The organism is Bacillus sp. FSL L8-0152 (assembly GCF_038006365.1).
Taxonomy (GTDB): domain Bacteria; phylum Bacillota; class Bacilli; order Bacillales; family Bacillaceae_G; genus Bacillus_A; species Bacillus_A cereus.
Genome location: NZ_JBBOVB010000001.1, coordinates 4,976,174 through 4,990,000, shown reverse-complemented (window position 1 = coordinate 4,990,000; position 13,827 = coordinate 4,976,174). Strand labels below are relative to the sequence as shown.

Here is a 13,827-nt window from a genome sequence, read left to right as displayed (position 1 = left end):
AGGAAATTTGAGAGGAGCTGTCCTTAGTACGAGAGGACCGGGATGGACGCACCGCTGGTGTACCAGTTGTTCTGCCAAGGGCATAGCTGGGTAGCTATGTGCGGAAGGGATAAGTGCTGAAAGCATCTAAGCATGAAGCCCCCCTCAAGATGAGATTTCCCATAGCGTAAGCTAGTAAGATCCCTGAAAGATGATCAGGTTGATAGGTTCGAGGTGGAAGCATGGTGACATGTGGAGCTGACGAATACTAATAGATCGAGGACTTAACCATATAATATGAAGCAATGTTATCTAGTTTTGAAAGAATATAAAAAACTTGTTGACTTTAGAAGTTAAATGAGTTACAATAATTCTTGTCTTAAATGAATAAAGTCTGGTAATGATGGCAGAGAGGTCACACCCGTTCCCATACCGAACACGGAAGTTAAGCTCTCTAGCGCCGATGGTAGTTGGGACCTTGTCCCTGTGAGAGTAGGACGTTGCCAGGCAAATGGAGGATTAGCTCAGCTGGGAGAGCACCTGCCTTACAAGCAGGGGGTCGGCGGTTCGATCCCGTCATCCTCCACCATTTAGCCGACTTAGCTCAATTGGTAGAGCAACTGACTTGTAATCAGTAGGTTGGGGGTTCAAGTCCTCTAGTCGGCACCAGAAAATCATGGCGGTTGTGGCGAAGTGGTTAACGCACCGGATTGTGGCTCCGGCATTCGTGGGTTCGATTCCCATCAGTCGCCCCATTTTTTCTTAAAATATTAATATGCGGGTGTGGCGGAATTGGCAGACGCACTAGACTTAGGATCTAGCGCCTTTGGCGTGGGGGTTCGACTCCCTTCACCCGCACTTTTAATAAAATATCTCAAACATGTCTTGCGGAAGTAGTTCAGTGGTAGAATACAACCTTGCCAAGGTTGGGGTCGCGGGTTCGAATCCCGTCTTCCGCTCCAATTTTCAATATGACATGCCGGGGTGGCGGAACAGGCAGACGCACAGGACTTAAAATCCTGCGGTGGGTGACCACCGTGCGGGTTCGACCCCCGCCCTCGGCACCATATGCGCCCGTAGCTCAATTGGATAGAGCGTTTGACTACGGATCAAGAGGTTAGGGGTTCGACTCCTCTCGGGCGCGCTTTTATTAACGGGAAGTGGCTCAGCTTGGTAGAGCACCTGGTTTGGGACCAGGGGGTCGCAGGTTCAAATCCTGTCTTCCCGATATTCCCAAAAACATGGGGCCTTAGCTCAGCTGGGAGAGCGCCTGCCTTGCACGCAGGAGGTCAGCGGTTCGATCCCGCTAGGCTCCACTTATTTTAATATCATTTATGGCGGTGTAGCTCAGCTGGCTAGAGCGTACGGTTCATACCCGTGAGGTCGGGGGTTCGATCCCCTCCGCCGCTACCATAAAGGACCTTTAGCTCAGCTGGTTAGAGCAGACGGCTCATAACCGTCCGGTCGTAGGTTCGAGTCCTACAAGGTCCACCACTAAAGGTTTATATCTCGGAGGTATACCCAAGTTCGGCTGAAGGGATCGGTCTTGAAAACCGACAGGCGGCGAGAGTCGCGCGGGGGTTCGAATCCCTCTACCTCCTCCATTTTTTCTTAAATTACATATTATATCATCGCGGGGTGGAGCAGTACGGTAGCTCGTCGGGCTCATAACCCGAAGGTCGCAGGTTCAAATCCTGTCCCCGCAACCAAATGGTCCCGTGGTGTAGTGGTTAACATGCCTGCCTGTCACGCAGGAGATCGCCGGTTCGACCCCGGTCGGGACCGCCATTTTAATAAGGCTCGGTAGCTCAGTCGGTAGAGCAGAGGACTGAAAATCCTCGTGTCGGCGGTTCGATTCCGTCCCGAGCCACCATTTTGAAGTCGCAAGCCGGCTTAGCTCAATTGGTAGAGCAACTGACTTGTAATCAGTAGGTTGGGGGTTCAAGTCCTCTAGCCGGCACCACTTTCAAAATGAGCCATTAGCTCAGTTGGTAGAGCATCTGACTTTTAATCAGAGGGTCGAAGGTTCGAATCCTTCATGGCTCACCATTTTCAATTTAATGCGGGTGTAGTTTAGTGGTAAAACAAGAGCCTTCCAAGCTCTGGTCGAGAGTTCGATTCTCTTCACCCGCTTTTCAATTATGGGCCTATAGCTCAGCTGGTTAGAGCGCACGCCTGATAAGCGTGAGGTCGATGGTTCGAGTCCATTTAGGCCCACCATAATTGTTCCGCAGTAGCTCAGTGGTAGAGCTATCGGCTGTTAACCGATCGGTCGTAGGTTCGAGTCCTACCTGCGGAGCCATATTATAGAGAAGTACCCAAGTGGCTCAAGGGGCTCCCCTGCTAAGGGAGTAGATCGCGAACGCGGTGCGAGGGTTCGAATCCCTTCTTCTCTGCCAGTAATTGGCCCGTTGGTCAAGTGGTTAAGACACCGCCCTTTCACGGCGGTAACACGGGTTCGAATCCCGTACGGGTCATACTAAAAGAGATAGCATAAACTGCTATCTCTTTTTTGTTGTATAAAAGTAGACTTTGGATAGTCTGCTTTTTTTATGCAATAGAAGAAATATGAAGTGTTCGCTGTTGCAGTTAGGTACATAGAGAGCCGTAAATACAATCATGTTATTTATTTGGACCTGTATGGATATGAAGGAAGTATGACTGTAGCCTCCTACACTTGGAGAAACCGATGAAAATACATCCGGGAGCTACTGTGGAAAATAAATAATATATAGAAGACAGCTTTTTTAGGTTGTCATTATTGTCGAGTTTTGTCGGTAAGTCGATATATTGCAAAAATCGCTGATATAATTTGAGTTACGGTCGATATATTCTAAAAATCGTCGATATAATTTCACTTACCGACAAAAACATAAGAAAATCCCTTTCACAATCTAAAGAAAACGCCTCCATTGAAATGGATTCCACACCTGATCTAATAACTTTACACTTTATGTGAAAAAGTTCACAAATAGGTCATAATTTGTGAACTTTTTCACAATGATACGTGCTACAATATGAGTGTAAAGAAGTTAAACAACATTAAATTAGTATTTTAATTAATTACTTAAACAATCATAAAAAATAGATGTGAACAATAGAGAGGGGAAATTACCATGAAAAAAGGTATCAATCGTGTAGTATTAGTAGGAACAGGAGCTGTAGGTTGTAGTTACGCTTACTCAATGATCAACCAAGGTGTAGCTGAAGAGTTCGTATTAGTAGATGTTAATGAAGCAAAAGCAGAAGGGGAAGCAATGGACTTAAGCCATGCGGTACCATTCTCTCCATCACCAACAAAAGTTTGGAGCGGTAGCTATGCAGATTGTAAAGATGCAGATTTAGTAGTTATCACTGCTGGATTACCACAAAAGCCAGGTGAAACTCGTTTAGACTTAGTTGAGAAAAATACAAAGATCTTTAAACAAATCGTTCGCGGTATTATGGATAGTGGATTCGATGGAATCTTCTTAATCGCAACTAACCCAGTTGACATTTTAACTTACGTAACTTGGAAAGAATCTGGTTTACCAAAAGAGCGCGTAATCGGTTCTGGTACTACTTTAGACTCTGCTCGTTTCCGTTACATGTTAGGTGACTACTTAGATGTAGATCCACGTAACGTTCATGCTTACATCGTTGGTGAACACGGTGACACTGAACTTCCAGTATGGAGCCACGCTACTATCGGTGTACAAAAACTAGAAACAATCTTAGCTAACAACGAACAGTACAATCAAGAAGACTTAGATAAAATCTTCGAAAACGTACGTGATGCAGCTTACCATATTATCGAGCGTAAAGGTGCAACTTACTACGGAATCGGTATGTCACTACTTCGTGTAACTAAAGCAATCTTAAACAACGAGAACAGCGTATTAACTGTATCTGCATACCTTGAAGGTCAATACGGAGAGAAAGATGCTTATGTAGGTGTTCCAGCTGTAATTAACCGCGAAGGTGTACGTGAAATCGTAGAACTTGAGCTAAATGAAGATGAAAAAGCGAAATTCGCTCATTCTGTAAAAGTATTAAAAGAAACAATGGCACCAGTACTATAATAATTGCTAAATAATTCAGAGGTGGGAAACTGCTTCTTACCTCTGAACTTATATAATTTAATATAAATTCCTTTTCCGGTTTCCCTTGTATATCCCCAATATACCCCTTTTGCTGGATAAGGGTCGTTTATAGAAAAGAGCACTCTACTTTACGTAGAGTGCTCTTTATTATCCCGCATTAACGGGCAGTAAGATCCCCACCTCAAAATGCAGCGAAAGCAAAGAAGTTAGTTTGGTGATCAACTGCCCGTAAAAGCCCGATTGGTGAGGGCTGATTAAAGTTTCACTTTATCATTTTTTAGGCGTTAATCCCAATTTCTTTAAAATATCTGTCAGTGTACCGCTTTTTGATTTTTCTACAGGTGTTTGTGATTTAGATGCATCTGGCCCTTTTTTCAAGAAGTTCTTTTCAACGAAGCGAATATCTTTTTCGTCGACAATCCCATCTTTATTAAGGTCTCCGTCTTTTACAGTTAGTCCTTTTTTACCATAGTTGCTAGCGATAATTTCAGCATCTTTAATATCGATTACTTTATCAGCATTTACATCGCCGGCAAGGTTTTCGTCAGGTCTTGCATAATAATATTGGCCAAGCAGCTTACCGTCTTTTTCAGTACCAAGTTTCGTTGTTAGGCGGCTTGTTAAATGTCCTGGCACTTCTACATATAGGTTATAGTCGCGTTTATTAACTGGAAGTCCATTTAGTTTGAAGTACCCATATTTATCTAGTGAACCTTCAAACTTATGACGGTAAGAATCAGTTGCGTATACTTTTACGCCAAGCTTTGCATAATCAAACTTTTCATCTAAATATCCACGTTCATTTAAGAATGCACCAGGTTTAATATTTCCTTCTACTAGTGAATTTAAGGACATAACTGAGAATGTTTGATCTTGAAGTACACGCATTCTATTTGGTTCTGATTCACCTTGTTTCCAGTAAACAAAAATTAGTGACTCTAATTGAGCGTTTGCTTCATAAAATTCATCATTTTCTACTTTGAAAGTTACATCAATGAACGGGAAATCACCATCTAATCCAGCAAAGTTTTTGTCATCGATAGTGCCGCCAACTGTAACCGAACCTGCCTCTAGTTTCGGTTCATTTACTTTTGCGGTTACTCCTTTTTCGGAAAGTAGCTTTTCAAAAGCAGGATTAAATTTTGCATTTGCAAATTTGAAGTTCTTCTCTAGGAAGTTTACATTAAATTGCCCAGCAACAAATTGTTTTACGTGTTTTGCATTTAGTGTTACTGTGAACTCGTCATTTTTATATAATTCTTTTTTATCGTAACTAGCTTTCGCATATTGAGCACCTTGCGGGATAAACCAGTAGTTATTTACACCGCTTGGATAGTCAGCTCCTGCAGTTGCATAATCGAAAATATATACGCCTGTGTTCATTGGACCTTCCGTTCTGAAGGAGTCAGGTGTAATGCCAACTTTAAAGTCGCCATTTGCATTAATCGGTAAAAACTTATGCAAGTATGGAGAATAGTCATAGTACATAACGCCATTCGCTTCTTGCGTAATGTTTAATCCTTTTCCTTTTAAGTAGTCAACGTTTGAATCGTATACATTTCCTTTAATCCATAGTGCTTTTTTGCCATCTTCTACTGTATAATCTTCTTCATTTAACTCGTAAATACCAGGTTTTAATCCAGTTAGTTTCACTTCTGGTGGTGTATTATCAATTACAACATAATCACCTTTTACACGTGCTTTCCCAGCCTTATCATAACCGACAAACTCAATTGTGTAGTCTCCTTCTGGTAAGTTGATTTTCTCATCACCAATTGGTTTTGCAGGATCATTTGTAAAAGGATACACTTTTCCATTAAAGAATGAGTCTAAGTAGTAATACACATCAGTTTTTAGTCCACTTGTGTTTAATGTCCCAATGAAGCCCAGAGCTTTATCTGTTTTGGAATCTTTTACGATAAGATCTAACGTTTCAAGTTCGCTGTTTAATTGGAATGCCCCGTGAACATACGATTCACCGTATGGATTAAATTTAGATGTATCAGTTGAAATTGCTTTTCTTGATAGTATTGCATTTTCAATACCAGGCTCTGATACACGAATAGAGAATGGGATTTGATATGTTTCTTCTTTATTTTTCGTGTTCGTAATATGAATATATCCTTCATATCGGCCTTGTTTTACACCGGGTGGAAGATTAATTTTTGCTTCAATTTCACCTGCTTTGCCAGCATCAAGAGTAATTGTTTCTGGAGCAGAGATTTTTACACCGTTTGCGACAGCATCGTTAATAGTAGACGAAGCTGGTGTATAAGAAATTTCTGTTTTAAATTCTTTTTTCTCTTGTTTATTATGATTAGTTACTTTTATATTTCGTTTTTGTTCAAGAGCTTCACCGTCTTTTTGATAAAACTTACCGAATGCAATAGATCCAGTTTCTTCGGGCACTTCAATTACTTCATCATTTACAACAGTTTGTGTCGTATCTAATACTTTAAAGCTTGTTTCTGTACGAACGGCGTTGTAAGCATCTACTCGCCCAGCTCCAACTTCATACACCGAATATTTTTCTTTTAAATCATCAGCTGTGTTCATAAGAGACGCTTTTACATCGAACGGAGAGTAGTCTGGGTGTTCTTGTAAAATTAGAGCAGCAATGCCAGCAATATGGGGGGAAGCCATAGATGTTCCTTGCATACGCTCATAGGAAACAGCGTAGTTTTCACCCTCTTGCGGGTCGTTAATATATTCAGGAACTGTTGAAAGGACAGCGACACCAGGCGCTGTAATATCAGGCTTAATATCATCATTTGCTGTAACAGGACCGCGTGAGCTAAAGTCTGCAAGATGATCGCCTTCTGTTTGAATGTAATTAATTTCATCGAAAGTTAAGGATGTGCTACCTTGTTCAATTTGAGCTTTTAGTTTTTCACCGTCTTCTTTCGTTAGGCGGAATGCTGGAATGTATTTTGTGCTTTCACCAACGTAGAAAGGAATTTCTCCATCCACGTTGTTATAAATAATAACGGCTTTTGCACCTGCTTGTTTTGCGTTAGCAATTTTTTCATCAAATGAGGTTGTACCACGTGCAACGAGAGCGATTTTTCCTTTCACATCTTTTTTACTAAACTCGTCAGGCGTACCGATTCCTACAGATTCAATAGGTAAAGTTTGTCCCTTAAAATCTTCTATTTTATCAGTGAAGTTTTTGCCGAACAAAATTAGGTTAGGGAATTGTAATTGTCCAGCATGACCTGATAGTTTCGGTAAGGAAATAGAGCTATCACTGGCTCCAACCGTAATAGCAAATGGCGAAGCACCTGGTGATCCGAGTGTTGATGGATTGGGTCCAGAGTTACCAGCAGCAACGACTGTAACAACGCCTGAAAGCATCGCGTTATTAACAGCGATAGATGTTGGATCAAGAGGATTGTTGCTATCATCACCTAACGATAAGTTAATAACGTTCATACCGTCAGAAATAGATTTATCAATTGCAGCGATAATACCTGAACTATCTCCACTTCCGTATGGACCGAGTACACGATAGTTATACAGTTCAATGTCAGGTGCAACACCTTTTACTGCTGAATCAGATTGGTTCTTCTTTTGAGCAGAAACGATACCTGCTACGTGAGTGCCGTGGGCTGTGTAGAAGGCAGAACCACGGTTATCAAATTCAGGAGCACCAGATTGTTGCCATTCTGAATAAGTAGTTTCCATTGGATCTGCATCATTATTAATAAAGTCCCAACCCTTTACTGAATTTGGATCTACTTTGCTAGAGTCCTCGCCAGGTTTTGCGCGATAGCCTTTATATACGTCTTTTAAGTCAGGATGATTGTAATCAATACCTGTATCTAATACGCCAACTTTAATTCCTTTTCCAGTAATGCCCTCACTATGTAACTTATCTACTCCAATTTGCGGGATGCTATCTGTTAGTTTTTGAGGTGCTTTTTGCTCAGCTTGTTTTGGTAAATTTAATTTCACTTCGTAATCTTTCCAAATGCGTTTTACAACACCAATTCGTAACAACTCTTCAACTGTATTTGCTGGTAATGTCATCGCAACACCATTTAGCGCATGCTTATAAGAACGTTTAATTTGTACAGATTGGAAGTTTCCTGATTTTACTGATGGGCTGAATTGATAAAGACGTTTTAGTCCTTTTTCGAATTCTTCATGTTCTTGATCAATACGTGCTTTTATATTTTCTGGAGCAGCTTGTAATCCTTTTTCTTTTTGTTTTAATTCATTAATCTTTACTGGAGCAGTTTGAAATTCTACAATGATATTTACAGGCTCAGAACTACTCGTATTAATATCTGGTGAAATTGTAAAACCAGGGTTGGCATCTACCGTTTGTAATGCCAGGCGTTGTTCTTTAGAAAGCTTCGATAATATAGAATGAGCATTTGAAGATTCAATTTGGTTAATAGGACTTTCAGCAAGTACATTGAACGGAATGGCAGTTGAAAACAGAACGCCAGCCGTTACAATTCCAGTAACAAAACGGTTTTTCTTTTTCATTTATAGGCCTCCGGTAATATATATTTTTAAAAATTATTTCTCCACACCTGCTGTTTGCTCAGCATGGAATGTCCAGTTTAGCTGCAGGGAATCACCTTGAAATTTATTTTGATCTTGGTCGTTATCTTCAAATGAGAAGAGGACATGTAAGTAATCTGTTTCACCAGATTTAATACCATCTATTAAGTTATGACGTTCTAGAGACGTAGCGACATCTTCAGGTTTCATAGTTTTTAATTTTGATAGTTTTGTTTCCCACAAAATCTCATGATCATCGTTTGAATTAGATGGCTGTCCATCATTCACTAGAAACTTGACGATAATGTGATCACCTAAATCTTCACCGTCATTATTTTGCTTTGCATCTGTAACTTCATATGATGTTTCAAGTGCTACTTTTGCAATATCCAATGTACCTTTATTTTCAAGCTTGAAGTTCCTTTCAATAAAATCACCTGGTTTTAAATCTTTCACATTAACGATTACACTTGGATTAATAGAAAGATCTAGTGTTCCAGCTTGAAATGAGTTACTCGATGTTTCTGAATCACTGAAATAGGCGAATACACCTCCGAATGTAAGGGATAAACCAAGTGAAGCGGTGACAACTCCCATTCCTACTTTTCGTTTTAAAGACATAAGAAAGCCCCCTAGTTAAATTTTTATAGCAATCGTTCGCAACAAGGATAAATAAGTAAACATAGTAGTCCGCTATGAATTATAGTTACGAAAGATAACGGTTCTTTATTGAGAACAAGTATATGCTTATGAATTTCGCGTTTCAATAAAAATATGACGAAAAATGTTGAGAAACATTTTTTTATGACAGATTATTTTATGGTTATTTTAAGTGGAAAATAGCGTGAAAGATAGAATAAACCTAATAAAATAAAGGTTGAGAAAAAAATAATAGGAGGAAATATAGAAGTAGAATGAAGCGTTTACAATGAATATTCGTCAAAATTCGATATTTTACACGGAAATGTGAAGAAAAACTAACATTTTTAAGAAAAAAACGAATGTTTTTTATAAATTAACAAGGATATTGCAGTTTTTCGCAGAAATAGTTAAAGTATAAAAAATTCTGTCATCTAAGTGAGGTGAGCATATTGAGTGTAATAAATTGTGAAGAAGTGAAACGAGATGAGTTTCATACAGAAAAGTACTATGAAAGTTATAACATCTTTGGTGCACATGTTGTGACGGAAGGTGAGATTCAAGGGGTACGGTTCACAGTGTGGGCTCCTCATGCGAAAGCAATGAGTGTTGTTGGAGATTTTAATGAGTGGGATTATGAGCAACATAAGATGCTACAAGTGACAGAAGAAGGCATTTGGTCCTTATTTATACCGCATATTGAAGAAGGAGAAATATATAAATATGCGATTGAAACGTTGGCTGGTGACGTCATTTTAAAGGCAGATCCGTATGCTGTATATGCAGAAGTAAGACCGAATACGGCATCTGTAGTTTTTGATATAAAAGGATATGAATGGAATGATAAAAACTGGAATCGTAAGAAAAAGAAAAAATCGATTTATAAAGAAGCGATGACAGTTTATGAATTACATTTTGGTTCTTGGAAAAAGAAAGAAGATGGAACGCTGTACTCTTACAGGGAAATGGTTGAAGAGCTCATCCCGTATGTGGTGGAACATCAATTTACACATATTGAAATTATGCCGCTTGTTGAGCATCCATATGATCGTTCTTGGGGATACCAAGGAACGGGATATTATGCAGCGACGAGTAGATTTGGTACGCCGCATGATTTAATGCATTTTGTCGACGAATGTCATAAATATGGAATCGGTGTCATTTTAGATTGGGTGCCGGGGCATTTTTGTAAAGATGCTCACGGTTTATATTTGTTTGATGGCACACCGACCTATGAATATAAAGATAAAGATGTACAAGAAAATCCAGTATGGGGAACTGTCAATTTTGATTTAGGGAAGAGAGAGGTACGTAATTTCTTAATTTCAAATGCGTTATTTTGGATGAGATATTTCCATATTGATGGTTTCAGAGTAGATGCAGTTGCGAATATGTTGTACTGGAATAAAGAAGGACAAGAGCAAAGTAATGAGCATGCTGTTTCATTTTTAAGAGAGTTAAATGAAGCAGTGTTTGCAGAGGATGAAAATTTTCTTATGACGGCAGAAGATTCAACAGCTTGGCCACTTGTAACAACTCCAACGTATGAAGGTGGGCTTGGATTCAATTACAAATGGAACATGGGCTGGATGAATGACGTGCTGAAATATATGGAGTGTGCGCCTGAATATAGGAAACACATTCATGAGAAAATGACGTTTTCTTTACTATATGCGTACTCTGAAAACTTCATATTACCGCTTTCTCATGATGAAGTCGTTCATGGGAAAAAGTCGTTATTAAATAAAATGCCAGGTGATTACTGGGATAAGTTTGCTCAACTTCGTTTATTATATGGATATTTCTTTACTCACCCAGGAAAGAAGTTACTTTTCATGGGAGGAGAATTCGGACAGTTTGATGAGTGGAAAGACCTTGAAGATTTAGATTGGAATTTACATGATTTTGAAATGCATCATTATATGCATGATTACTTTAATGAGCTCATAGCATTGTATAAGCGCTCAAAACCACTTTGGCAGCTTGACCATTCACCTGAAGGTTTTCAGTGGATTGATGCTAATAATAATGAGCAAAGTATTTTCTCTTTTATCCGCCAAGGGGATAAACAAGAAGATGCGTTAGTTGTCGTATGTAATTTTACGAAAGCTACATATGAAAACTATAAAGTAGGTGTACCAGATTTCGAGTATTATAACGAGATTTTAAACAGTGATGCACAGCAATATGGCGGTTCGGGGCAAGTGAATAAGAAACGTCTTAAGACAATTCTAGAACCGTACCATAATCAAGCGGCACATGTAGAGATTACAATTCCACCATTCGGCGTATCCATATTACGACCAGTGAAGACGAGAAAGGGGAGCAAAAAACAAGATGGCTCAAAAACAAAAGTGCGTAGCAATGTTACTAGCAGGGGGAAAAGGTAGTCGTTTAAGTGCATTAACAAAAAATTTAGCCAAGCCAGCTGTTCCATTTGGTGGTAAATATCGCATTATTGATTTTACGCTAAGTAACTGTGCGAATTCTGGTATTGAAACGGTTGGGATTTTAACACAATATCAACCACTTGAACTTCATAATTATATCGGAATCGGAAATGCGTGGGATTTAGACCGAGTAAACGGTGGGGTCACAGTATTACCTCCTTATGCGGAGTCTTCAGGGGTTAAGTGGTATACAGGTACGGCAAGTGCCATTTATCAAAATTTAAACTATTTAAGTCAGTATGAACCGGAGTATGTTCTTATTTTATCAGGTGACCATATTTATAAAATGGATTACAGTAAGATGCTAGATTACCATATTGAGAAAGAATCGGACGTATCCATTTCTGTTATTGAAGTACCTTGGGATGAAGCGAGTCGCTTTGGCATTATGAATACAAATGAAGAGATGGAGATTGTTGAGTTTGAGGAGAAACCACAATTTCCAAGAAGTAATCTTGCATCGATGGGAATCTATATTTTTAATTGGTCAATTTTGAAAGAGTATTTAGAGATGGATGCAAGAAATCCTGAATCTAGTAATGATTTTGGAAAAGACGTCCTTCCGCTTTTATTAGATGAAGGGAAGAAGTTAATGGCGTATCCGTTTGAAGGATATTGGAAAGATGTTGGAACGGTGAAGAGCTTATGGGAAGCGAATATGGATTTGCTTCGCGATGAAACATCACTGAATTTAAACGATCGTAATTGGCGTATTTACTCTGTCAATCCAAACGAACCGCCTCAATATATTGCTGAAAAGGCGAAAGTAGAAGAATCGCTTATTAACGAAGGGTGCGTCATTGAAGGGGACGTGAAGCATTCTGTGTTATTCCAAGGAGTGACGGTGGAAGAAGGAAGTATGGTGATTGATTCTGTCGTTATGCCAGGGGTTAAGATTGGTAAAAATGTTGTGATTGAAAGAGCGATTGTTGGATCAGAAATGGTTATTGAAGATGGAACAATCATTCGTCCAGAAAAGAATGTTGACGATGTAGTATTAATTGCTGAAGGGAAATAGAAAAGGGGGATGAAATGAATGGGAGAAAAAATGTTAGGAATTATTAATGCAACGGGAAGTTTTCCTTCCTTAAAGAAAGTAACAGGGCATCGTTCACTAGCGGCGTTACCGTTTGGGGGCCGTTATCGACTCATTGATTTCATGCTTTCAAATATGGTGAATTCTAGTATTCATAGTGTAGCAGTTTTTACAAGCCATAAAAATCGTTCGTTAATGGACCATGTTGGTTCAGGAAAACAGTGGGATTTAGATAGAAAACGAGACGGACTATTTTTATTCCCGCCAAACTGCCAATGTGACCAAGATGAATTTGGGTCTTTTGCACACTTTAGAAGACATATTGATTATTTTCTAAGAAGCAGAGAAGAGTACGTTGTTATTACGAATAGCCATCTCGTAACAGCATTAAATTTTCAAGCGGTGTTAGAGCGACATATACATACGGCAGCTGATATTACAGAAGTTTGCCATGAAGGGGTTTCGCTTCAAACATACGTGTTAAAGAAACAATTATTGTTAGACTTATTTGAGTCATATAAAGATGTGGAGCAATACAGTTTATTTGATGTAGTGAGAGAAAAACGCGGGAAATCATTACATATTGCTACATATGAGCATACTGGATATGTAGCAATTATTGACTCGATCGAAAGTTACTATAAGCATAGCCTAGAAATTTTGCAACCTGCTATTTGGAAGCAATTATTTAAGAAAGAAGCGCCGATCTTTACGAAAGTAAAAGATGAGCCACCAACTCGTTATCTAAAGGGTGCAGTCGTGAAAAATACAATGATTGCAAATGGCAGTATTATTGAGGGGGAGGTAGAAAACAGTGTTATTTCCCGTTCAGTTAAAATTGGAAAAGGATCAATTATTCGTAACAGTATTATTATGCAAAAGAGCCAAATTGGAGATAACTGTATAATAGACGGTGTTATTATTGATAAAGACGTGAAAATTGGCGACAGTGTCGTATTAAAAGGAAACATCGATGAGCCGTATGTTGTAGAAAAAGGAAGCGTACAAAACAGTACGATTAATAGTTATTCCTAAAGAATCAGTGGGGGCTTTTTCCTCCACTGATTAAAGTTTTAATTTAAATGAAAACTCGAAGGGAGGAAGCTGCAAGAGGAGTAATAAAAACTTT

Annotated in this window: 6 protein-coding genes, 22 tRNA genes and 2 rRNA genes (1 of these 30 running past the window's edge); 28 read left to right on the top strand and 2 right to left on the bottom strand. The window is 39.2% G+C overall.

All coding sequences use genetic code 11. The features are described from left to right. The 25 genes from MHH27_RS25425 to MHH27_RS25305 form a co-directional block, all read left to right on the top strand. Positions 1 to 271 (top strand): 23S ribosomal RNA (locus MHH27_RS25425) (it extends 2,651 nt beyond the left edge of the window). A 101-nt stretch (positions 272 to 372) separates the two neighbouring features. Then, positions 373 to 488: ribosomal RNA gene (rrf, locus tag MHH27_RS25420) — 5S ribosomal RNA — on the top strand. Between the two features lie 4 nt (positions 489 to 492). Then, positions 493 to 568 (top strand) — tRNA-Val (locus MHH27_RS25415). A 4-nt stretch (positions 569 to 572) separates the two neighbouring features. Continuing rightward, positions 573 to 648, top strand: a tRNA-Thr gene (locus MHH27_RS25410). 10 nt (positions 649 to 658) lie between these two features. Then, a tRNA-His gene (locus MHH27_RS25405) sits at positions 659 to 734 on the top strand. 22 nt (positions 735 to 756) lie between these two features. After that, positions 757 to 837: transfer RNA gene (locus tag MHH27_RS25400), tRNA-Leu, on the top strand. Between the two features lie 29 nt (positions 838 to 866). Continuing rightward, a tRNA-Gly gene (locus MHH27_RS25395) sits at positions 867 to 941 on the top strand. 16 nt (positions 942 to 957) lie between these two features. Beyond that, positions 958 to 1,046, top strand: a tRNA-Leu gene (locus tag MHH27_RS25390). Between the two features lie 3 nt (positions 1,047 to 1,049). Then, positions 1,050 to 1,123: transfer RNA gene (locus tag MHH27_RS25385), tRNA-Arg, on the top strand. A gap of 10 nt (positions 1,124 to 1,133) precedes the next feature. Further along, positions 1,134 to 1,207 (top strand) — tRNA-Pro (locus tag MHH27_RS25380). A gap of 15 nt (positions 1,208 to 1,222) precedes the next feature. Beyond that, positions 1,223 to 1,295, top strand: a tRNA-Ala gene (locus tag MHH27_RS25375). Between the two features lie 20 nt (positions 1,296 to 1,315). Then, positions 1,316 to 1,392 (top strand) — tRNA-Met (locus MHH27_RS25370). A gap of 4 nt (positions 1,393 to 1,396) precedes the next feature. Next, a tRNA-Ile gene (locus tag MHH27_RS25365) sits at positions 1,397 to 1,473 on the top strand. Between the two features lie 17 nt (positions 1,474 to 1,490). Next, positions 1,491 to 1,583 (top strand) — tRNA-Ser (locus MHH27_RS25360). Positions 1,584 to 1,611: 28 nt separating this feature from the next. Then, positions 1,612 to 1,688: transfer RNA gene (locus MHH27_RS25355), tRNA-Met, on the top strand. 3 nt (positions 1,689 to 1,691) lie between these two features. Further along, positions 1,692 to 1,767: transfer RNA gene (locus tag MHH27_RS25350), tRNA-Asp, on the top strand. Between the two features lie 9 nt (positions 1,768 to 1,776). Further along, positions 1,777 to 1,852 (top strand) — tRNA-Phe (locus MHH27_RS25345). Positions 1,853 to 1,866: 14 nt separating this feature from the next. Next, positions 1,867 to 1,942: transfer RNA gene (locus MHH27_RS25340), tRNA-Thr, on the top strand. A 10-nt stretch (positions 1,943 to 1,952) separates the two neighbouring features. Beyond that, positions 1,953 to 2,028: transfer RNA gene (locus MHH27_RS25335), tRNA-Lys, on the top strand. 13 nt (positions 2,029 to 2,041) lie between these two features. Beyond that, positions 2,042 to 2,112 (top strand) — tRNA-Gly (locus MHH27_RS25330). Positions 2,113 to 2,122: 10 nt separating this feature from the next. Next, positions 2,123 to 2,199 (top strand) — tRNA-Ile (locus MHH27_RS25325). Positions 2,200 to 2,206: 7 nt separating this feature from the next. After that, a tRNA-Asn gene (locus MHH27_RS25320) sits at positions 2,207 to 2,281 on the top strand. 6 nt (positions 2,282 to 2,287) lie between these two features. Next, a tRNA-Ser gene (locus MHH27_RS25315) sits at positions 2,288 to 2,378 on the top strand. Positions 2,379 to 2,384: 6 nt separating this feature from the next. Then, positions 2,385 to 2,456, top strand: a tRNA-Glu gene (locus tag MHH27_RS25310). A 639-nt stretch (positions 2,457 to 3,095) separates the two neighbouring features. Continuing rightward, positions 3,096 to 4,040 (top strand): L-lactate dehydrogenase, encoded by a 945-nt coding sequence (locus tag MHH27_RS25305; protein WP_000715346.1) that lies wholly within the window; start codon positions 3,096 to 3,098, stop codon positions 4,038 to 4,040. 291 nt (positions 4,041 to 4,331) lie between these two features. Here MHH27_RS25305 and MHH27_RS25300 read toward each other — a convergent pair whose 3' ends face one another. Together MHH27_RS25300 and MHH27_RS25295 are read right to left on the bottom strand one after the other, a co-directional pair. Next, positions 4,332 to 8,555, bottom strand: a complete 4,224-nt coding sequence (locus MHH27_RS25300; RefSeq protein ID WP_098250686.1) for a S8 family serine peptidase — start codon at positions 8,553 to 8,555, stop codon at positions 4,332 to 4,334. Between the two features lie 33 nt (positions 8,556 to 8,588). After that, a complete protein-coding gene (locus tag MHH27_RS25295; protein ID WP_098236093.1) occupies positions 8,589 to 9,194 on the bottom strand; it encodes a CalY family protein in 606 nt (201 codons plus the stop codon). Between the two features lie 470 nt (positions 9,195 to 9,664). Here MHH27_RS25295 and glgB point away from each other — a divergent pair, with 470 nt between their 5' ends. Genes glgB through glgD form a run of 3 tightly spaced genes read left to right on the top strand, consistent with a single transcriptional unit; the run spans position 9,665 to position 13,733 of the window. Beyond that, positions 9,665 to 11,602 (top strand): 1,4-alpha-glucan branching protein GlgB, encoded by a 1,938-nt coding sequence (glgB, locus tag MHH27_RS25290; RefSeq protein ID WP_340944505.1) that lies wholly within the window; start codon positions 9,665 to 9,667, stop codon positions 11,600 to 11,602. Beyond that, complete coding sequence (glgC, locus tag MHH27_RS25285) at positions 11,550 to 12,680, top strand: glucose-1-phosphate adenylyltransferase (protein ID WP_098236096.1); 1,131 nt, start codon at positions 11,550 to 11,552, stop codon at positions 12,678 to 12,680. The genes glgB and glgC overlap by 53 nt, the downstream gene beginning before the upstream one ends. 18 nt (positions 12,681 to 12,698) lie before the next feature. After that, the gene (glgD, locus tag MHH27_RS25280) at positions 12,699 to 13,733 is read left to right on the top strand and encodes a glucose-1-phosphate adenylyltransferase subunit GlgD (RefSeq protein WP_098250688.1); all 1,035 of its coding nucleotides are present in this window, start codon (positions 12,699 to 12,701) and stop codon (positions 13,731 to 13,733) included. Positions 13,734 to 13,827: the final 94 nt, after the last annotated feature.